Genomic DNA, 19,190 nt, shown 5'->3' with positions numbered 1-19,190 from the left:
GCGCCTACTTCCTCCCCCTGCCGGGAGGGTGACGCGCTGCCGAGCCACCGCCGACTCCGGGCGGTCCGGGACGCTCCCGGGTGATCCTGGACAACGCCGCCGCCCGGGGCCGACTTTCCCTGGCAAATGGGACTAACTAGGCTCGGAGCATGTCAGCAGCTTCCGCTTCTCCCGCTCCGGACGACGGCACCGGCGTGCCGGGCTGGACAGCCGGGTCCGGCTCCGGCCCCGGTGGCCCGGACACCGAGCTGGCCGCCCGGGTGCCGCGGTTGCTGGAGGCGATGCGGTCGGTCGGGTCGGGACTGGAACTCCACTCCACGCTGGACCGGATCTGCGAGACCGCCGCCGACCTCACGGACGCGCGCTACGCGGCCATCGGCGTCGTGTCGGAGACCGGCCACGGACTCACCGACTTCGTCTTCCACGGCGTCGACCACGGGACCGCGCAGCGCATCGGACGGCTCCCCGACGGCCACAAGGGACTACTGGGAGCGCTCGTCCACGACCCCGATCCCGTCCGCCTCACGAATCTGGCGGAGGACCCGCGCTCGTGCGGTTTCCCCGCCGACCATCCCCCGATGCGCAGCTTCCTCGGGGTGCCGATCACCGTGCAGGGGGAGATCTTCGGCAATCTCTACCTGGCGGAGAAGCGCGGCGGTGGTGCCTTCGGGGACGACGACCTCAACATGGTCCGGGTGCTGGCGACGGAGGCCGGGATCGCCATCGGCAACGCCCGGCTCTACGAGGCGGCCAAGCAGCGCGAGCGCTGGATCGACGGCTCGGTCGCCGTGACCACCGCGCTGCTGGCCGGCGGCGATGCCGAGGACGCCTTGCAGGTCGTCGCCGAACAGGCACGCCGGCTTTCCGGATCCGCCGCCGGGATCGTGCTGCTGCCGGCCGAGGACGGCGGCCTGGAGATCGTCGCCGTCGCCTCGGAGCACCCCTCGAAGGCTCTCGGCGTGGTCGTCCCGCCGGAGAGCCAGGTGGTCGCGGAACTCCGCGAGGGCGAGCCGGTGTTCGTCGAGGACGCGGCCACCGATCCGCGCATGCTGACGGATCTCGCCCGTGCCTACGGGCCGGCGATGCTGCTCCCCCTGCAGAGCGGCGGCAGGGTCGTCGGTGCCCTCGTCACCCCCCGGGGCCGCGGGGAGCGCCCGTTCTCCGAGTCGGAACGGACCCTCGCCGCGCAGTTCGCCTCCCAGGCCGCCCTCGCGCTGATGATGGCCGAGGCGCAGCGCGACCGGGAACGGCTCGCGGTCTACGAGGACCGCGACCGGATCGCCCGTGACCTGCACGACCTCGTCATCCAGCGGCTGTTCGCCACCGGGCTGATGCTGGAGAGCGCGCAGCGCCGGTCGAACGTGCCCGAGGTGCAGCGGGGCGTGGGCAAGGCGGTCGACGAACTCGACATCACCATCCAGGAGATCCGCACCGCCATCTTCGCCCTCCAGCAGGGTCCCGCCGAGGTGCCGTCGGGCCTGCGCACCCGCGTCCTGCGCGAGATCAACATGGCCGCCGTCCCCCTTGGCTTCAAGCCCGGCCACCGCTTCGTCGGCGCCGTCGACACCGTGGTCGGCGAACTCACCGGCAAGAACCTCATCGCCGCCCTGCGCGAAGCCCTGTCCAACGCCTTCCGGCACGCAGGGGCGTCTCGCATCGATGTCACGGTCGACGCGAACGTCGTGCTGCCGGACGGGAGACCCGCGGTGCGCCTCTCGGTCGCGGACGACGGCGTAGGCATCCCCGAGGGCGGCCGGCGCAGTGGCCTGAGGAACCTCAAGCGGCGCGCCGAGTCGCTGGGCGGTGCGAGTTGGTACGGGCCCGGGCTGGGTGAGAACGGGGGCGGTACGACGGTGGTGTGGCAGGTGCCGCACTGATCGCCCTTACGCACAGGGGGCGTTGCGATGGACTCCCGTGCCACCCCGTCGCTGAGCCATTGGTGACGGTCCGTCCCCCGGGTGCACCCCTAGAACAGGCCGGGTCCGGCGGGGCGGGACACGATCGCTTCCATGCGCTCTCCTCGTCGCCATCCCCTGCTCGTCCCCGCGCTGTTGTGCGCGGCCGCGATGGTCGTGGCCCGTCCGGCGGTGGCCGAGGGCGACGGCGCGGAACCGGGTGTCAGCGCGCAGGTGGCGCGGCTGTACGAGGACGCCGCCGTGGCGACGCGGCAGTACGAGGCGGGGCGGCTCGACGCGGAGGCGCAGCGCGGCCGGGCGGAGCGGGCCGAAGAGCTGCTGACGCGGGAGCGGCAGGAGATCGCGGTGCTGCACGAGGACCTGGGCCGGATCGCACGCGCCCAGTACCGGCAGGGTGGCGACCTCCCCTACACCGCGCAGATCCTCCTCGCGAAGGATCCCGACGACCTGATGCGCGGTCAGCGTGCCATCTGGCGGGCCGACCTGGCCGTCGGAAACTCCGTCGGAAAGAGCAGGCGTGCGGAGGAACGGCTCGCCGCCGACGAGGAGAAGGCGCGGTCGGCGTGGCAGGCGCTGGAGAAACGGACGGGCGAACTCGCCAGGATGAAGGGGGCCATCCAGGCGAAGCTGGAGGAGGCACGGTCGACCCTGCAGAGCCAGGCGGACGCCTCGGTGGCCGCGGGGGCCTGCCGGGGCGCGGTCCGGCTCGACCAGCCGGCGCCGGACTCGACCCGTGCGTGGGTCACACCGGTGGAGACGTACGAACTGTCAGCGGGCTTCGGCAGCGGGGGCGACCGCTGGGCGAACCGTCACACCGGGCAGGACTTCGCCGTCCCCATCGGCACGCCGGTGCGCGCGGCCGGGGCGGGCCGGGTGGTGAAGGTGACCTGCGGCGGAGCCTTCGGCATCGAGATCGTGATCGAGCACCCGGGCGGCTACTACACGCAGTACGCGCACCTCGCCGCGGTGACCGTCGACCAGGGCCAGCAGGTGGCGGTCGGCCAGTGGATCGCTCAGTCCGGCACGACCGGCAACTCGACCGGCCCGCACCTGCACTTCGAGGTGCGGGTGACCCCGGAGATGGGCTCGGCGGTCGACCCCGTGCCGTGGCTGGCCGAGCACGGGGTGGTCGTGTAGGTCCACCGGACTCCGGCAGGCGGCGGCCCTGGCGCCGCCCGTCCGACAGGACCGCCCTCGCCGAAGCCGAGCGCCGCGGCCCGCGCCAGGCGCCCCGCGCCCCGCGCCGGCAAGGACGTCAAGCCGCGCTGCCGCGGCGCGCCGCTCGGTGTCGGCGGCGACCGACCGGCGCCGGAACCCGCGGCCGGCGGAGGAGGGCTACAGCCGCTCCGCCAGGATCCGCTCGATCACGATCGCCACGCCGTCCTCGTTGTTCGGGGCGGTGCGGCCGGAGGCGGCGGCGACGGCGGCGGGGTGGGCGTTGCCCATCGCGTACGAGCGCCCGGCCCAGGTGAGCATCTCGACGTCGTTCGGCATGTCACCGAAGGCGGCGACCTCTTCGGGGGCGATCCCGCGCTCGGCGCAGCACAGTTCGAGGGTGCTGGCCTTGGAGACGCCGGGGCCGCTGATCTCCAGGAGTGCGCTGGGGCTCGACCGGGTCACGTTGGCCCGGCTGCCGATGGCGGTGCGGGCGACGGTGAGGAAGTCGTCCGGGTCCATCTCCGGGTGGAACGTCAGCACCTTCAGCACGGGCTGGTCGGCGTCGAGCGCGTCCTTCGCGAGGAGCTTCTCGGCGGGCGAGACGATCTCCGGGGGCTCCATGTGCATCAGGGGATAGCCCGGTTCGAGATGGAGGCCGAACGTCCGCTCGACGGCGCACACCGTGCCGGGCGCGGCGGCGCGCAGGAGCTGGATGACGTCGAGGGCGATGTCCGGGGCCAGTTCACGGACCTTCACGAATCGGTGGGCGCCGGGGCCGCCGTGCAGGTCCACCACGGCGGCGCCGTTGCCGCAGATCGCCAGGCCGTGCCCGTGGACGTGGTCGCTGACGACGTCCATCCACCGGGCCGGGCGGCCGGTGACGAAGAAGACCTCGATGCCGGCCTGTTCGGCGGCGGCGAGGGCGGCGATCGTGCGGGCCGACACCGTCTTGTCGTCGTGCAACAAGGTGCCGTCGAGGTCCGTGGCGATCAGCCGGGTCGGGACGGTGGAGGCCGGAGTCTCGGGCCGGCGAGTCGCTGAGGTCACGCGCCCATTCTCCCGCATATGCGCGCACGGTCGTGCGGCGGTCCGCACACTTGAGTGGTTACCGTCCTCACCAGGGCGGTTACAGCCCGTCGGGACCGTGCACGGCGCGACGGGGGCGGGAGCGCTGCGACGGGCCTCAGGGGAGCTGTGCGACCGCTTCCATGGCGATCCGCTCGAAGATCTTCTGGTCGGCGGCGAAGTCCGAGTCGGGGATCGGCCAGTGGATCACGAGGTCGGTGAAGCCCAGCGCGGCATGCCGCCCCGCGAAGTCGACGAACGCGTCGACGGACTCCAGCGGTCGGGCCCGGTCGGGGGTGAAGCCGGTCAGCAGGATCTTGTCGAGCTCCGCCACGTCCCGGCCGATTCCGGCGCACGCGTCGGCCAGCTTGTCGATCTGTCCGCGAATGGCTTGAACCGACTGGTCCGGGGTGCCCGTCTCGTACAGCTTGGGGTCGCCCGTGGTCACCCAGGCCTGGCCGTGGCGGGCGGCGAGCTTCAGCCCGCGGGGCCCGGTGGCCCCCACCGCGAAGGGCAGCCGGGGGCGCTGGACGCACCCGGGGATGTCGTACGCCTCGTGCGCCGAGTAGAAGTTGCCGCTGTAGGAGACGGAGTCCTCGGTGAGGAGGCGGTCGAGCAGCGGGACGAATTCACCGAAGCGGTCGGCGCGCTCCCGGGGGGTCCAGGGGTCCTGGCCGAGCGCGGTGGCGTCGAAGCCGGACCCTCCCGCGCCGATGCCCAGGGTGATCCGGCCGTCCGAGATGTCGTCGAGGGAGATCAGTTCCTTGGCGAGGGGGACCGGGTGGCGGAAGTTCGGTGATGTCACCAGGGTGCCGAGCCGCAGCCGCTCGGTGACACCCGCGGCGGCCGTCAGCGTCGGGAGGGCTCCGAACCACGGGCCCTCGCGGAACGTCCGCCAGGACAGGTGGTCGTAGGTGAACGCGGTGTGGAAGCCGAGCTGCTCCGCGCGCTGCCAGGTGGCACGGCCGCCTTCGTGCCAGCGGACGTGGGGCAGGATCACGGTGCTCAGACGCAGACTCATGAATCGAGCCTAAGCGGAACGGGACGTGACCGCGGACCCGGACCCGGGGAGGCCGCCCCGCACGGCGGTCCGTGTCGTGCCGGTATCCGGCGGGTTCGCATCCCGGGGACGGCGTCTCCCTGTCGCGCAGGGCGCGGTCCCCGAGGTGCCGGTCTCAGTGCGGGCCGGGAAACCGCAGGTAGCGCGGGGGCACGGCCTCGGTCAGCCACACACCGTTGGCGCTGACGTGGAAGACGTGGCCGTCGCGGCGCATGGCGGCGGCGTCCACGGAGAGGACGACGGGCCGACCGCGGCGGGCGCCTACGCGGGTGGCGGTCTCCCGGTCGGCGGAGAGGTGCACGGCGTGCCGGTTCATGGGCCGCAGGCCCTCGGCACGGATCGCGTCCAGGGTGCGGGAGACGGTCCCGTGGTAGAGGTACGCGGGCGGTGTCGCCTCGGGCAGGCCGAGGTCGACCTCCACGGAGTGGCCCTGGCTGGCCCTGATCCGGGTGCCTTCCACGGCGAAGCGCCGCTTGTCGTTGTGGGCCACCACATGGTCGAGTTCGTCGCGCGTGAACCGGAAGCCGTGCGCGGCCGCGGCGGCGATCAGGGTGTCGATCTCGATCCAGCCGCCCTCGCCGAGGGCGAGACCGATCCGCTCGGGCTGGTGCCGCAGGTGCTTCGACAAGTACTTGGACACCTTCACGGTGCGTCTGGCGTCCATCGGTTCATCCGCTGGTCCGACCGTCGGATCAGCGGACCGCTCCTCGTTCTGTTCCTTCATGCGTCCAGCGTGCCTGGCGAGAGGCGGATCACGCAGGTGATTTTGGCTCTGAGGTTTGATCCACAACCAAGTCCTGTTATCCACAGGGGGATTGATCGTTCTGTGGACAACAGGCCCGTCTTTTATGGCGTTTCGTCAATAATGCTGTCATTAATGTGATTTGCGGTCAGTCGGTCCAAGGAGCGTGCGTGCAGCTCTCGTTCGGTGGCGGCCGTGATGAATTCGGCCGCCTGCTCCGCGCCAACGAGCCTCTCCACAGCGCGCATTGTGCCGACCGGTATCTCCACCGCACGCATTTCCTTCCGCTGCTCCGGAGGTTCTTCCTTGGCCAGGTGCTGCCGCAGGTGGCGTGTGGCGAACGTCCGCATGGCCCGCGCCAGTTCGGCGTCCACCGTCTGCTGGGCGAGCGGTCGCAGCCGTCGGACGAGCGAGGCGGCTTCGGCGGCTTCCGTGTCACTCGGCGGATGCTCCCCCAGGTAGCGCGCGAAGACGTGCTCGGTGGTGAACTCCAGGAAACGGGAGGCGATGTGCTCGACCTGTCCCCTCAACTCCCTCAGGTGGGAGGAGATCGCCGACAGCGGGACACCTGCCTTGTGCAACTCCGCTGCGGCGGAGAGCTCTTGGGGGCTCGGCACGAGGAAGCTGTCCTCGTCCCCCGCAACCGGTTCCAGGACGCCGAGTTCCACCGCGTCCGCCACTGCCGCGTCGTCGTGACGTCCACCGAACCGTTCGTCCAGCTCCGCCCGGGAGATCCGCGCGGCCTCCTCGTCGGTCCACGGTCCGTCGACCTCCGCGACCAGCCCGAGGACACCGCCGAGTCCCCGCCCCGCGTCCCACGCCTCCAGAAGCTCCTTGATCGACGCGAGCGTGTAGCCGCGGTCGAGGAGGTCGGCTATCTGCCGCAGTCTGGCCAGATGGGCGTTCGCGTACACGTTGGCGCGGCCGCGCCGCTCGGGGCGGGGGAGCAGCCCCCGGTCCTGGTAGGCGCGGATCGTACGGACCGTGGCTCCGCTGCGGTGCGCCAGGTCCTCTATGCGGTACGCCGCCCCGCCCGGCTCCTCACTCATCTCTCCGCCCTCCCGCCGTACGTGTCTCCCCCGCCGCCTCTCGCCTGTCCACCCCGCCGGGTCCTACGCCGTCGCCGCCCGGGTCATCGCGCCCAGCGCCGAGCGTGCGGCCGGGGACTGTGCGAGGTACTCCACCGCCCTGCGCAGTGAGCCCTCCCGCGACGGGTGATAGGACCGCCGCAGATAGCGCGGCACGGCCGCGCCGAGCTCCCGCCAGGTGGGCAGCAAACCCTTGCGGACCGCTCTGTTGTGCTCGGCGAGGGAGTAGCGCAGGCGCCCGGCCAGCCGGGGGTCTCGGCGGATGAGGTAGGCGGCGCCCCAGCCCCACAGGTACAGCATCATCGGCGCGGTGACGGCCATGCCGGCGAGCCGGCGGGCGTACCGCGCGGCACCCTCGCCGCCGCAGTGCTGGTACATGTCGAAGGCGACGGCGCGGTGTTCGACCTCCTCCGCGCCGTGCCAGCGCAGCAGGTCCAGCATGACCTCGTCGGCGTCGGCGAGGTCGAGTCCCTCCGCCGCCAGCACCCAGTCGCCCAGCACCGCCGTGAACTGCTCGATCGCCGCGATCACCGAGAGCCGGAACCGCAGCCACTCCTCTGCCGGGATCGGAACCCCGCGGGGCGGCTCGTCGCCGAGCAGCTTCTCGAAGAGGAAGTCGACGTACTTCGTGAAGTCGGCGGTGTCGAGCCGCTGGGCGGCGAGGTGGTCGAGGACGTACGCGTGCTGCACGCTGTGCGTCGCCTCCTGGCCCATGAACCCCTTCACGTCCTTGAGGAGTTCGGGGTCGCGGACCAGGGGCAGCGCCTCCTTGAAGACCTTCACGAACCACCGCTCCCCCGCGGGCAGCAGCAGATGCAGCACGTTGATCACGTGGGTCGCGGTGGGCTCGTCCGGGATCCAGTGCAGCGGGGTGTCCTCCCAGTCGAAGGACACCCGCCGCGGGGCGATCGCGTGGCGCCCCTCGTCCCCGTGGCTACCGGCCGGTCTGTCCATGGACCCTCCCCTCTGAAGGAGCCGTCGAGCCGTCTCCGGGCGCGCGGCCGGTCACAGCGGAGGCTCCAGCCGGGCGATCGCGCGCAGGGCCCGGGGCGCGAAGCGGTGCAGCAGGTGGGCGCCGCGCGCCTCCGGAGTGACCGGAACCACCGCTTCGTCGCGCACCACCGCGCGCAGGATCGCGTCGGCGACCTTCTCCGGCGGGTAGTTGCGCAGTCCGTACAGCCGCGTCGACCGCTTCTGGCGCCGCTTCTCCTCGGCCGCGTCGACTCCCGCGAAGCGTGTGGTCGCCGTGATGTTGGTGTTGACCAGGCCGGGACAGATCGCCGAGACGCCGATGCCCTGGCCGGCCAGCTCGGCCCGCAGACATTCGCTCAGCATCAGGACGGCGGCCTTGGAGGTGCTGTACGCGGGCAGCGCCTTCGAGGGCTGGAACGCCGCCGCCGACGCGGTGTTGACGATGTGACCGCCCTGTCCGCGGTCGGCCATCTGCTTGCCGAAGAGGCGGCAGCCGTGGATGACGCCCCACAGGTTGACGTCGAGGACCTTCTTCCACTCCTCCGGAGTGGTGTCGAAGAAGGAGCCGGAGAGTCCGACGCCGGCGTTGTTCACCAGCACGTCCACCACGCCGTACTCCGTGGCGACCTTCTCGGCGAGCTTCTCCATGGCCTGCTCGTCCGAGACGTCGACGGTCTCGGCCCAGGCCGCGGGAGAGCCGATCAGCCGGGACATCTCCGCCGTGCGGGCCGCGCTCTCCGCGTCCCGGTCGACGGCCACCACCCGGGCACCGGCCTCCGCGAAGGCGAACGCCGTGGCCCGGCCGATGCCGCTGCCCGCCCCGGTGACCAGCACCAGCTGGCCGCCGAACCGCTCGGCGTACCGGCCGCCGGCGACGGTCGCGGGCGCGGGTATCCCCGCATCGCGCCCCTCGTTGGCCGTCACGAACTCGGTGATCCATGCGCTCAGTTGGTCGGGGCGCGTGCGCGGAACCCAGTGCTTGGCCGGGATCGTGCGGCGCACCAGCCGCGGAGCCCACTCCTCCAGCCCGTCGTAGAGGCGCTCGGAGAGGAAGGCGTCCCCGAGAGGCGTGATGAGCTGCACGGGCGCGTGCGCGTACGCGTCGTCGCGGGGGCGGCTGAGCCGGGGCCGTACGTTGTCGCGGTACAGCCATGCGCCGTGCGCCGCGTCGGTGGGCAGCGACGCCGTCGGGTAGTCGCCCGCCGGCACCTTCTCGACCCGCTCCAGGATCTTCGGCCAGCGCCTGCCCAGGGGACCGCGCCAGGCCAGCTCCGGCAGTACCGGAGTGTGCAGCATGTACACGTACCAGGACTTGGCTCCCTGGCCGACGAGCTGGGCCGCCCTGCGGGGCGTGGGCCGCTTCATCCGCTGCTTGATCCAGTGGCCGAAGTGGTCGAGGGAGGGCCCGGACATCGACGTGAAGGACGCGATCCGGCCCTCGGTGCGTGCGACGGTGACGAACTCCCAGGACTGCACCGAACCCCAGTCGTGGCCCACCAGGTGCACCGGTTCGTCGGGGCTGACCGCGTCGACGACCGCCAGGAAGTCGTCCGTCAGCTTCTCCAGCGTGAACCCGCCCCGCAGCGGCTGCGGCGCCGTCGAACGGCCGTGGCCCCGGACGTCGTACAGCACGACGTGGAAGCGGTCGGCGAGCCGGACGGCCACCTCGGACCACACCTCCTTGGAGTCCGGATAGCCGTGCACGAGCACGACCGTCGGCTGCCTGTCGTCACCCAGTTCGGCGACGCACAGCTCGATTCCGCCCGTCCGCACCCAGCGCTCGCGCGCGCCCACGAGACTCACGTGTCCTCCGTCCAGCGCCGCACGTGCGGCAGATCGTCGTCGAGCCAGAACGCGCTCTGCTCGGGGTCCCTGGAGTCGGTGACGACCAGGATCTCCTCGAACTTCGCGCCCGTACCCCGGAACCCGAGGTGCGGTTCGACCGCCCACAGCCCCGGGTGGGGCGGGTGGTCGGAGAAGGTGTAGGGCGACCACAGGGGAGACCAGCCGTCCCGGTGCCCGTGCAGCGCGTCGCTCGCCAGCCCCTTGAGGGACTGCGTGCCGAACCCGAACAGGCGCGGCGACCAGGGCCGCTCCCGCACCCGGTCCACCTTGTGCGCGATCACGCCGAACGGATACGCGCGGTGCCGGTTGGCATACCCCTGGCGGACCATGAGGCGGTCCACGTCCTCGTAGATCTCGCGCAGCGGCCGCCGCTCGCGGACCTCGCGCAGGATCAGCTCCCGGTGCGCCTCAAGGTCGGCGAGCAGTCTGTCCTGCACCGGGTTCAGCCCGAGCGAGCCCGAGTAGCCGATGTCCGCCGTGCAGCCCTTGTACACCGGAGCCATGTCGAGGATGAAGGGCATCCCCGGCTCCAGCCGGCGGTTGGTCGGGAAGAACTGGAGCGGGACCCGGAAACCGACGAACGCCGTGCGGTCGCCGAACCAGGCGAAGGGCAGATGGAACCAGTCCCGCACCCCGCGCTCGCGCAGCCAGACCCGCTGCATCCGCGCCGCCTCGCGCTCGGTGACGCCGGGCTTCAGCTGGGCCGCGACCGCCTCCGCGCACTCGTAGGCGAGCCGCTGCACCTCTCTGAACCCCCGCAGCTCCACGGAGAGTTCGCCTGCCACTGCCGTCGTCATGCCACCGCCCCACCCTGTCCACACCGACTGCGGTACGTGCCCGTAACTTGACACTGGTGAATGTGACAGTTGTTAGAGGCCACGTCAATAGACGGGTGCCCCGCCTGTGGACAACCGGACGGATGTGGACAACCGGCGCGCGGTAGGTGTACCTCAGGGGGACCCCTAAGGACCCGTACGCCTGGAGGCTGACACGGATCCACCTCCACGGGTTGACGACCCCTGTGGTCTGCGCCACTACCTTCGAATCGTGACTGTGATCGCGACCGAAAGCCTGAGCAAGCGGTTCCCCCGGGTGACCGCGCTTGACCGGCTCTCCGTGGACGTCGGGCCCGGTGTGACCGGACTCGTCGGAGCCAATGGAGCCGGCAAGTCCACACTGATCAAGATCCTGCTGGGTCTGTCCCCCGCCACCGAGGGCCACGCACGCGTGCTCGGCCTCGACGTCGCCACCGAAGGCGCCGCCATCCGTGAGCGGGTCGGGTACATGCCCGAGCACGACTGCCTGCCGCCCGACGTCTCGGCCACCGAGTTCGTCGTCCACATGGCGCGCATGTCCGGGCTCCCGCCGGCCGCGGCCCGCGAGCGCACCGCGGACACCCTGCGCCACGTCGGGCTCTACGAGGAGAGGTACCGCCCCATCGGGGGCTACTCCACGGGCATGAAGCAGCGCGTGAAACTCGCGCAGGCCCTCGTCCACGACCCCCAGCTGGTCTTCCTGGACGAACCGACCAACGGCCTCGACCCGGTCGGCCGCGACGACATGCTCGGACTGATCCGCCGCATCCACACGGACTTCGGCATCTCGGTCCTGGTCACCTCGCACCTGCTGGGCGAACTGGAACGCACCTGCGACCACGTCGTGGTCGTCGACGGCGGCAAGCTGCTGCGCTCCAGCTCCACCACGGACTTCACCCAGACGACCACGACCCTCGCCATCGAGGTCACCGACAACGACGAGCACCCGGACGGCACCCGCGCGGTCCGCGAGGCGCTCCACGCGCGCGGGATCGAGACGCACGACGGCAGCGGCCTGCCGGGCGCCGGACACATCCTGCTGCTGACCACCGAGAGCGAGGACACCTACGACCTCGTCCGCGACCTGGTCGCCGACCTGGGCCTGGGCCTGGTGCGGATGGAACAGCGCAGGCACCACATCGCCGAGGTCTTCAACGACAGCGACGAACAGCGCACCAAGGACGAGCGCGCGGCGGGCACGCAGCCGCGCACCGGCGACGACCAGCGGAAGGAGGCGGTCGGCCATGGCAGTTGAGCAGCCCCTCACCCAGCCCGGTGAGCAGTCCCGCATCCACAACATCGGCTATCGCAACTACGACGGCCCGCGCCTCGGCCGCGCCTACGCCCGCCGGTCCCTCTACTCGCAGTCCCTGCGCGGCGCCTACGGACTCGGCCGCTCGGTCAAGTCCAAGGTCCTGCCGATGCTGCTCTTCGTGGTGATCTGCGTCCCCGCCCTGATCATGGTGGCCGTCGCGGTCGCCACGAAGGCGAAGGACCTCCCCGTCGACTACACGCGCTACGCGGTGATCATGCAGGCGGTCATCGGCCTGTACGTCGCCTCGCAGGGCCCCCAGGCCGTCTCCCGCGACCTGCGCTTCAAGACCGTGCCGCTGTACTTCTCGCGCCCCATCGAGACCGCCGACTACGTCCGCGCGAAGTACGCGGCGCTCGCCTCGGCCCTGTTCATCCTCACGGCCGCCCCGCTGATCGTGCTCTACGTCGGCGCGCTGCTCGCCAAGCTCGACTTCGCCGACCAGACGAAGGGCTTCGGACAGGGGCTGGTCTCCGTGGCGCTGCTCTCGCTGCTCTTCGCCGGCATCGGACTGGTCATCTCGGCCGTCACCCCGCGCCGCGGCTTCGGCATCGCGGCCGTCATCGCCGCGCTGACCATCTCCTACGGAGCGGTCTCCACCGTCCAGGCCATCGCCTTCGAGCAGTCCAGCAGCGGGGCCGTCCCCTGGCTCGGGCTCTTCTCGCCCATCACGCTCATCGACGGCGTGCAGACGGCCTTCCTGGGCGCCTCCTCCGCCTTCCCCGGCGAGGTGGGCCCCTCGTCCGGCCAGGGCGTCGTCTACCTCGTCGTCGTCCTGGGTCTCATCGCCGGCTGCTACGGCATCCTGATGCGCCGCTACCGAAAGGTCGGGCTGTGACCACCCTCAACATCGACCACGTCTCACGCTGGTTCGGCAACGTGGTGGCGGTCAACGACATCACGATGACGATCGGCCCCGGCGTCACCGGCCTGCTCGGCCCGAACGGAGCCGGCAAGTCCACCCTCATCAACATGATGGGCGGCTTCCTCGCTCCGTCGACGGGCACCGTCACGCTCGACGGCCGCCCGACCTGGCGCAACGAGGACATCTACCGGCACATCGGCATCGTCCCCGAACGCGAGGCGATGTACGACTTCCTCTCCGGACGCGAGTTCGTCGTCGCCAACGCCGAACTGCACGGCCTCGGCGCGAAGTCCGCCCAGCGGGCGCTCGCCACCGTCGAGATGGAGTACGCCCAGGACCGCAAGATCTCCACATACTCCAAGGGCATGCGGCAGCGCGTGAAGATGGCGTCCGCGCTGGTCCACGACCCGTCGCTGCTGCTGCTCGACGAACCGTTCAACGGCATGGACCCGCGTCAGCGCATGCAGCTCATGGACCTGCTGCGCCGCATGGGCGACGAGGGCCGCACGGTGCTGTTCTCGTCCCACATCCTCGAAGAGGTCGAGCAACTCGCCTCCCACATCGAGGTGATCGTCGCCGGACGGCACGCGGCGAGCGGCGACTTTCGGCGGATCCGCCGCCTGATGACCGACCGCCCGCACCGCTACCTCATCCGCTCCAGCGACGACCGTCTGCTGGCCGCCGCACTGATCGCCGACCCGTCGACGTCCGGCATCGAGGTCGACCTGGCCGAGGGCGCGCTGCGCATCCAGGCCGTGGACTTCGGCCGCTTCACCGCCCTGCTGCCCAAGGTCGCGCGCGAGCACGGCATCCGGCTGCTGACGGTGTCGCCGTCCGACGAGTCCCTGGAATCCGTCTTCTCGTATCTTGTCGCGGCGTAGGAGGCCGAAGATGTACGACCCCACAGTCGCCCGGCTCACCTACCGCGGCCTGCTCGGCCGCCGCCGGGCCCTCATCCTCGGCATCCTGCCTGTCCTGCTCATCGTCATCTCGGTGGCTGTCCGCAGCTTCTCCGGTGCCGACGACCAGGTGGCCTCTGACCTGCTCGGCGGGTTCGCGCTCGCCACGATGGTGCCGATCATCGGCGTCATCGCCGGCACGGGCGCCATCGGACCCGAGATCGACGACGGTTCGGTGGTGTACCTGCTGGCCAAGCCCCTGAAGCGGCCCACGATCATCTTCACCAAGCTGATCGTCGCGATCGCCGTCACCATGGCGTTCTCGGCGGTGCCCACCTTCATCGCGGGCATGATCCTCAACGGCAACGGCCAGCAGATCGCCGTCGCCTACACCGTCGCGGCGCTGGTCGCCTCGATCGCCTACGCCGCGATGTTCCTGCTCCTCGGGACCGTGACCCGGCACGCCGTGGTCTTCGGACTCGTCTACGCGCTCGTCTGGGAGGCGCTGTTCGGCTCACTGGTCTCCGGCGCGCGCACCCTCAGCGTCCAGCAGTGGGCGCTCGCCGTGGGCCACAAGGTGACCGGAGGCGACCTCGTCACCTCGGACGTCGGCCTGCCGACCGCGACCGTCCTGCTGGTCGTGGTCACCGTCGCCGCCACCTGGTACGCCGGGCAGCGGCTGCGGTCGCTGACCCTGGCCGGCGAGGAGTGAGCCACCCGCTGTGACCGCGGAGGACGGAGTCCCCGGCACCGGCTGAACGCCGGAACGGAGCGCCGAACCGCGAAAAGAGGCTCCCCGCGCGCGTGCCGCCGATCGACGGCACGCGCGCGCGGGGAGCCTCTTTTCCGTCACGGTTCTTCTTGACGGGGGCTTCACCTCGGTCCGGGCAGACTGGGCGAACGAGGACGTACGGCCAGGAGGAACGGGGATGGCAGCAGAGGAACCGCGAGGTGACGGCCACGATCAGGCCGGAGACCGACCCGGGGACGCGGCCGGTGACCAGTGGGACGACCTGGTGCTCGACGAGAGCTTCGTCCGGGCCGCTGAGACGGCGGAACCCTCGGCGCGGGCCCGTATGCTCGCCGCGCGCTGGCGCGCGGAGGGACCCGAACCGGAACCGTGGCGTTCGGACGAGCCGCCCGCGGGATGGTTCTTCAGCAAGAGCCGTCGGCGCAGATGGCGCCGCAGGTGAGACCCGCGGTCGGTCCCTCGGGCGACGGCCTTTAACCAGTGGCGCCCAAGTCGGCCGACGGGCACAGTAGTTGTGTCCCCACCGCCGGAGCCGTCCGGCGCCACACTCTGGGAGAGGAGCGCGACGATGTTCATCAGGAGCAGTTCGTCGAGCTCCCGACAGGGCAGCCCGCGGCGGGTTCCGGAGTAGTTACCCCTCCGTCGAACCCGCTCCGCACGGGGGGCTGCCCGGGGCGGCCGCTTCGAGCGCGCGTGTCGCGCGGGCCGCCCACCCGGAGGATTGGCCGAGTGGGAAGGCACCGGCTTGCTAAGCCGTGGTCGGGGGTGAAACCCCGCGCGCGTTCGATCCGCGCATCCTCCGCAACACGTTCCGCGTGCGGCACCGCGCACGCGGAACGTCGTGACAGTACTCGTCAGGCATGGCGACTCCCGCGGTCGTCACCGCGGACTGCCGGCACCGCACGGGATCCGCTAGGACCGCGGCAGCAATCGCTCGAGTACGACCGCGATGCCGTCCTCCTCGTTCGTGGACGTCACCTCGTCCGCGACCGCCTTGAGATCGGCGTGGGCGTTGGCCATGGCCACGCTGTGCGCGGCCCACGCGAACATCGGGATGTCGTTCGGCATGTCGCCGAAGGCGATGGTGTCCACGGCCTTCGCGCCGAGGCGGCGGGCCGCCAGTGACAGCCCCGTCGCCTTGGAGAGTCCGAGGGGGAGGAGTTCCACTATCCCCGCGCCCGCCATCGTGACGCCGACCAGCCCGCCCGCGACCTCGGTGGCCACGGCCGCGAGTTCGTCGTCCGAGAGCGTCGGGTGCTGGACGTACACCTTGTTCAGCGGCGCCGACCAGAGGTCCGCCGCGTCCCTGATGGGCACGACCGGCAGTGGCCCGTCCTGCACCCGGTAGCCGGGGCCGACGAGCACCTCGCCCTCGAGTCCGTCACGGCTCGCCGCGAGCAGCAGCGGGCCGACCTCCGCCTCGATCTTGGCGAGCGCGAGACCGGCGAGCTGCCGGTCCAGCGTCACCGAGGTGAGCAGGCGGTGCTCCCCCGCGTCGTACACCTGGGCGCCCTGACCGCAGACCGCGAGACCCCGGTAGCCGAGGTCGTCGAGGATGTGGCGCGTCCAGGGCACCGCGCGCCCGGTGACGACGATGTGCGCCGCGCCCGCCGCGGTGACCGCGGCGAGCGCCTCACGCGTACGCGCCGAGACCGTCTCGTCGGAACGCAGCAGCGTCCCGTCGAGGTCGGTCGCGACGAGCTTGTACGGGAAGGTCCGCCCGTCCGTGGTCTCGGACGGGCCCGTGGACCCCGTGGTACCGGTCACTTGGAGATCGGCTCCAGAAGCTCACGGCCGCCCAGGTAGGGGCGCAGCACCTCGGGCACCCGCACCGATCCGTCGGCGAGCTGGTGGTTCTCCAGGATCGCCACGATGGTGCGCGGCACGGCACACAGCGTGCCGTTCAGCGTCGACAGCGGCTGGACCTTCTTGCCGTCACGCATGCGGACGGACAGGCGCCGGGCCTGGAAGCCGTCGCAGTTCGAGGCCGAGGTCAGCTCGCGGTACTTGCCCTGGGTCGGGATCCACGCCTCGCAGTCGAACTTGCGCGAGGCGGAGGAGCCGAGGTCGCCGCTCGCCACGTCGATCACCTGGAAGGGCAGTTCGAGGCCGGTCAGCCACTGCTTCTCCCAGTCGAGGAGACGGCGGTGTTCGTTCTCCGCGTCCGCGGGGTCGACGTACGAGAACATCTCGACCTTGTCGAACTGGTGCACGCGGAAGATGCCGCGGGTGTCCTTGCCGTAGGTGCCGGCCTCGCGGCGGAAGCACGGCGAGAAGCCGGCGTAGCGCATCGGCAGCTGGTCGGCGTCGAGGATCTCGTCCATGTGGTACGCCGCGAGGGGGACCTCGGAGGTGCCGACCAGGTAGTAGTCGTCCTTCTCCAGGTGGTACACGTTCTCCGCGGCCTGGCCGAGGAAGCCGGTGCCCTCCATGGCGCGCGGGCGGACCAGCGCGGGGGTCAGCATCGGGACGAAGCCGGCCTCGGTGGCCTGCGCGATCGCCGCGTTGACGAGGGCGAGCTCCAGGAGCGCGCCGACACCCGTGAGGTAGTAGAAACGCGAGCCGGACACCTTGGCGCCGCGCTCCACGTCGATGGCGCCCAGCGACTCGCCGAGCTCCAGGTGGTCCTTGGGCTCGAAGCCCTCGGCGGCGAAGTCGCGGATGGTGCCGTGCGTCTCGAGGACGACGAAGTCCTCCTCTCCGCCGACCGGGACGTCGGGGTGCACCACGTTGCCGAGCTGGAGGAGGAGGCGCTTGGCCTCCTCGTCGGCCTCGTGCTGCTCGACGTCGGCCGCCTTGACGTCGGCCTTGAGCTGCTCGGCCTTCTTCAGCAGCTCGGCGCGCTCTTCGGGAGAGGCCTTGGGGATCAGCTTGCCGAGCGACTTCTGCTCGGAACGCAGCTCATCGAAGCGGACGCCGGACGACCTGCGCCGCTCGTCGGCGGAGAGAAGGGAGTCGACGAGGCCGACATCCTCTCCACGGGCGCGCTGGGAGGCGCGAACACGGTCGGGGTCCTCACGGAGCAGGCGAAGGTCAATCACCCCACAAGGCTACCGGTGCGTGCTTCCGGCGAACGACTCGATATTCCGGCGCGTGAGGTCTGTCACGTTATGGGTGAAATGCCGGACCGAATCTCTTGATCATCGCTCATCGTCAATGAAAGGGTCTTACTCCCTGAAACGGGGCAGGCGGCCGGGCGCCGGTTGACTGGATTTCCTTGCGGGAGGCGGGACTTGGGATCCGGTTGTCCACAGGAATCTGGGAGTCGAGATAGTTATCCACAGGCTGTGTGGGAGATCTGTGGATGCCGGAATTGATCATTCCGAGCCCACTTCTGCGGATGAGGAATTCCCGGTTCAAACCCTCCGTACACCCACTTTCGGGTGTAAATGATTCGCTCCATAGAGTTGATCAATGGAAAAGGGTGGACGAAGGGTGACCTGTGGGCCTGTGGAGGAAGTTGCGTGCTGTAGGCCGATTTGTCGACGATGTAGTGCTTCGTTGTCGACTTGTCCCCAGGTCGAGAAGCGCGCCTGTGGATAACTCCTGTGGATGGCGAAAATAGGCAGGTAGGACCGGGGAGGGAAACCCGGACGGGTGTGGATCGGCCGGTCAGGACGTGGAGGCCCCTCGACGTGCGGGGACACCGGGGCATGCCGGTCCCGCGGTCGAACCGGGGGCTGCCGGCCGGACGGTATGTGCCGGTCCGCGTCGGTCAGGAACGGCCGTCCTGGCAGCGCGCCAGCCAGTCCGACGCGGCGGAGAACTCGCTGTCGGAGGTCCCCGGCCGCAGAGGCCGGACGTCCTTCAGTGCGACGCCGGCACGCGGGTACGAACCCAGGAAGCGGACCTGGGGGCAGATCCTCTTGAGGCCCATCAGCGCCTCTCCCACCCGGCGGTCGGTGATATGTCCCTCGGCGTCCACCGAGAAGCAGTAATTGCCGATGCCCTGGCCGGTGGGGCGGGATTCGATGCGCATCAGGTTGACGCCGCGCACGGCGAATTCCTGGAGCAGTTCGAGCAGGGCGCCGGGGTGGTCGTCGCCGAGCCAGATGACCACGGAGGTCTTGTCGGCGCCGGTCGGGGCAGCGGGCCTGGCCGCACGGCCGACCAGGACGAAACGGGTCTCGGCGTTCGCCGCGTCGTGGATCTCGGTGACCAGGGGTTCGAGACCGTACGTCGCCGCTGCGAACTCGCCCGCGAAGGCCGCGTCGAACCGGCCCTCCTGGACCAGCCGGGCACCGTCGGCGTTCGACGCGGCCGACTCCCACAGGGCGTCCGGGAGGTGTGCGCCCAGCCAGTTGCGCACCTGGGGCTGGGCGACCGGGTGCCCGGTGACCGTCTTGACGTCCTTCAGCGTGGTGCCGGGCCTGACCAGCAGGGCGAAGGCGATCGGCAGCACGACCTCGCGGTAGATCATCAGCGGGTCGCCCTTGGCCAGCTCGTCGAGCGTGGCGGTGACCCCGCCCTCCACCGAGTTCTCGATCGGGACGAGCGCGCCGGCAGCCTGGCCGCCGCGCACCGCGTCGAGCGCGGCCGGCACGGACACCATCGGCACCAGCTCCCGCGTCGCGGCCTCCGGAAGCGTGCGGAGGGCGGCCTCGGTGAACGTTCCCTCGGGGCCGAGATAGGTGTAGCGCGTCGCCGACATACCGTCACCCTAATGGGCCTCGTCCCACGAGGCTCACCCCTGTGGAAACAG

17 protein-coding genes and 1 tRNA gene are annotated in these 19,190 nt (G+C 70.9%); 8 read left to right on the top strand and 10 right to left on the bottom strand.

Annotated features, from left to right (window positions below):
• Positions 1-281 precede the first annotated feature (281 nt).
• Positions 282-1,877, top strand: a complete 1,596-nt coding sequence (locus B0675_RS08940) for a GAF domain-containing protein (protein ID WP_241539916.1) — start codon at positions 282-284, stop codon at positions 1,875-1,877.
• 132 nt (positions 1,878-2,009) lie between these two features.
• Entirely contained in the window at positions 2,010-3,053 is a 1,044-nt protein-coding gene (locus B0675_RS08935; RefSeq protein WP_081218284.1) for a M23 family metallopeptidase, read from the top strand.
• 198 nt (positions 3,054-3,251) lie between these two features.
• On the opposite strand, the gene B0675_RS08930 is transcribed toward B0675_RS08935, so the two are convergent.
• From B0675_RS08930 to B0675_RS08900, 7 genes are all read right to left on the bottom strand, one after another.
• Positions 3,252-4,121, bottom strand: a complete 870-nt coding sequence (locus B0675_RS08930; protein ID WP_081218283.1) for a Cof-type HAD-IIB family hydrolase — start codon at positions 4,119-4,121, stop codon at positions 3,252-3,254.
• 136 nt (positions 4,122-4,257) lie between these two features.
• On the bottom strand, positions 4,258-5,160 hold the full coding sequence (locus B0675_RS08925; RefSeq protein WP_081218282.1) for an LLM class flavin-dependent oxidoreductase: 903 nt from the start codon (positions 5,158-5,160) through the stop codon (positions 4,258-4,260).
• A 154-nt stretch (positions 5,161-5,314) separates the two neighbouring features.
• Entirely contained in the window at positions 5,315-5,863 is a 549-nt protein-coding gene (locus B0675_RS08920; protein ID WP_081218281.1) for an RNA 2'-phosphotransferase, read from the bottom strand.
• A 182-nt stretch (positions 5,864-6,045) separates the two neighbouring features.
• Positions 6,046-6,990: a MerR family transcriptional regulator gene (locus B0675_RS08915; protein ID WP_081218280.1), complete on the bottom strand. Its 945-nt coding sequence runs from the start codon at positions 6,988-6,990 to the stop codon at positions 6,046-6,048.
• A 63-nt stretch (positions 6,991-7,053) separates the two neighbouring features.
• A complete protein-coding gene (locus B0675_RS08910; protein WP_081218279.1) occupies positions 7,054-7,983 on the bottom strand; it encodes a metal-dependent hydrolase in 930 nt (309 codons plus the stop codon).
• A 51-nt stretch (positions 7,984-8,034) separates the two neighbouring features.
• Entirely contained in the window at positions 8,035-9,804 is a 1,770-nt protein-coding gene (locus tag B0675_RS08905; RefSeq protein ID WP_081218278.1) for an SDR family oxidoreductase, read from the bottom strand.
• Positions 9,801-10,643 (bottom strand): M24 family metallopeptidase, encoded by an 843-nt coding sequence (locus B0675_RS08900; protein ID WP_081218277.1) that lies wholly within the window; start codon positions 10,641-10,643, stop codon positions 9,801-9,803. The genes B0675_RS08905 and B0675_RS08900 overlap by 4 nt, the downstream gene beginning before the upstream one ends.
• 256 nt (positions 10,644-10,899) lie before the next feature.
• Between B0675_RS08900 and B0675_RS08895 the strand changes: the two genes are divergently transcribed.
• From B0675_RS08895 to B0675_RS08870, 6 genes are all read left to right on the top strand, one after another.
• Positions 10,900-11,916: an ABC transporter ATP-binding protein gene (locus B0675_RS08895; protein ID WP_081218276.1), complete on the top strand. Its 1,017-nt coding sequence runs from the start codon at positions 10,900-10,902 to the stop codon at positions 11,914-11,916.
• Positions 11,906-12,811, top strand: coding sequence for an ABC transporter permease subunit (locus B0675_RS08890; RefSeq protein WP_081218275.1), 906 nt, complete (start codon positions 11,906-11,908; stop codon positions 12,809-12,811). The genes B0675_RS08895 and B0675_RS08890 overlap by 11 nt, the downstream gene beginning before the upstream one ends.
• Complete coding sequence (locus B0675_RS08885; RefSeq protein WP_081218274.1) at positions 12,808-13,719, top strand: ABC transporter ATP-binding protein; 912 nt, start codon at positions 12,808-12,810, stop codon at positions 13,717-13,719. Before B0675_RS08890 ends, B0675_RS08885 begins: the two co-directional genes overlap by 4 nt.
• Before the next feature lie 10 nt (positions 13,720-13,729).
• Complete coding sequence (locus tag B0675_RS08880; protein WP_081218273.1) at positions 13,730-14,449, top strand: ABC transporter permease; 720 nt, start codon at positions 13,730-13,732, stop codon at positions 14,447-14,449.
• A 217-nt stretch (positions 14,450-14,666) separates the two neighbouring features.
• On the top strand, positions 14,667-14,930 hold the full coding sequence (locus B0675_RS08875) for a hypothetical protein (protein ID WP_081218272.1): 264 nt from the start codon (positions 14,667-14,669) through the stop codon (positions 14,928-14,930).
• A 273-nt stretch (positions 14,931-15,203) separates the two neighbouring features.
• Positions 15,204-15,290, top strand: a tRNA-Ser gene (locus tag B0675_RS08870).
• A 110-nt stretch (positions 15,291-15,400) separates the two neighbouring features.
• On the opposite strand, the gene B0675_RS08865 is transcribed toward B0675_RS08870, so the two are convergent.
• The 3 genes from B0675_RS08865 to pheA all read right to left on the bottom strand — a co-directional run bounded on the left by B0675_RS08865 (position 15,401) and on the right by pheA (position 19,139).
• On the bottom strand, positions 15,401-16,255 hold the full coding sequence (locus B0675_RS08865; RefSeq protein WP_081218271.1) for an HAD family hydrolase: 855 nt from the start codon (positions 16,253-16,255) through the stop codon (positions 15,401-15,403).
• Entirely contained in the window at positions 16,252-17,529 is a 1,278-nt protein-coding gene (gene serS / locus B0675_RS08860) for a serine--tRNA ligase (RefSeq protein ID WP_081218270.1), read from the bottom strand. Before serS ends, B0675_RS08865 begins: the two co-directional genes overlap by 4 nt.
• A 674-nt stretch (positions 17,530-18,203) precedes the next feature.
• Complete coding sequence (gene pheA / locus B0675_RS08855) at positions 18,204-19,139, bottom strand: prephenate dehydratase (RefSeq protein ID WP_081218269.1); 936 nt, start codon at positions 19,137-19,139, stop codon at positions 18,204-18,206.
• Positions 19,140-19,190 lie beyond the last annotated feature (51 nt).

It is taken from the genome of Streptomyces sp. M41(2017) (genome assembly GCF_002078175.1).
Taxonomy (GTDB): domain Bacteria; phylum Actinomycetota; class Actinomycetes; order Streptomycetales; family Streptomycetaceae; genus Streptomyces.
Note: the sequence above shows the minus strand (reverse complement) of the source record. Positions and strands in the feature narration are given on the sequence as shown.

Bases quoted from the DNA above. Each gene is read 5' to 3' on its own strand.
- B0675_RS08940 (WP_241539916.1), top strand. From the start codon at position 282: ATGCGGTCGGTCGGGTCGGGACTGGAACTCCACTCCACGCTGGACCGG.
- B0675_RS08935 (WP_081218284.1), top strand. From the start codon at position 2,010: ATGCGCTCTCCTCGTCGCCATCCCCTGCTCGTCCCCGCGCTGTTGTGC.
- B0675_RS08925 (WP_081218282.1), bottom strand. From the start codon at position 5,160: ATGAGTCTGCGTCTGAGCACCGTGATCCTGCCCCACGTCCGCTGGCAC.
- B0675_RS08920 (WP_081218281.1), bottom strand. From the start codon at position 5,863: ATGGACGCCAGACGCACCGTGAAGGTGTCCAAGTACTTGTCGAAGCAC.
- B0675_RS08915 (WP_081218280.1), bottom strand. From the start codon at position 6,990: ATGAGTGAGGAGCCGGGCGGGGCGGCGTACCGCATAGAGGACCTGGCG.
- B0675_RS08910 (WP_081218279.1), bottom strand. From the start codon at position 7,983: ATGGACAGACCGGCCGGTAGCCACGGGGACGAGGGGCGCCACGCGATC.
- B0675_RS08900 (WP_081218277.1), bottom strand. From the start codon at position 10,643: ATGACGACGGCAGTGGCAGGCGAACTCTCCGTGGAGCTGCGGGGGTTC.
- B0675_RS08890 (WP_081218275.1), top strand. From the start codon at position 11,906: ATGGCAGTTGAGCAGCCCCTCACCCAGCCCGGTGAGCAGTCCCGCATC.
- B0675_RS08880 (WP_081218273.1), top strand. From the start codon at position 13,730: ATGTACGACCCCACAGTCGCCCGGCTCACCTACCGCGGCCTGCTCGGC.
- B0675_RS08875 (WP_081218272.1), top strand. From the start codon at position 14,667: ATGGCAGCAGAGGAACCGCGAGGTGACGGCCACGATCAGGCCGGAGAC.
- pheA (WP_081218269.1), bottom strand. From the start codon at position 19,139: ATGTCGGCGACGCGCTACACCTATCTCGGCCCCGAGGGAACGTTCACC.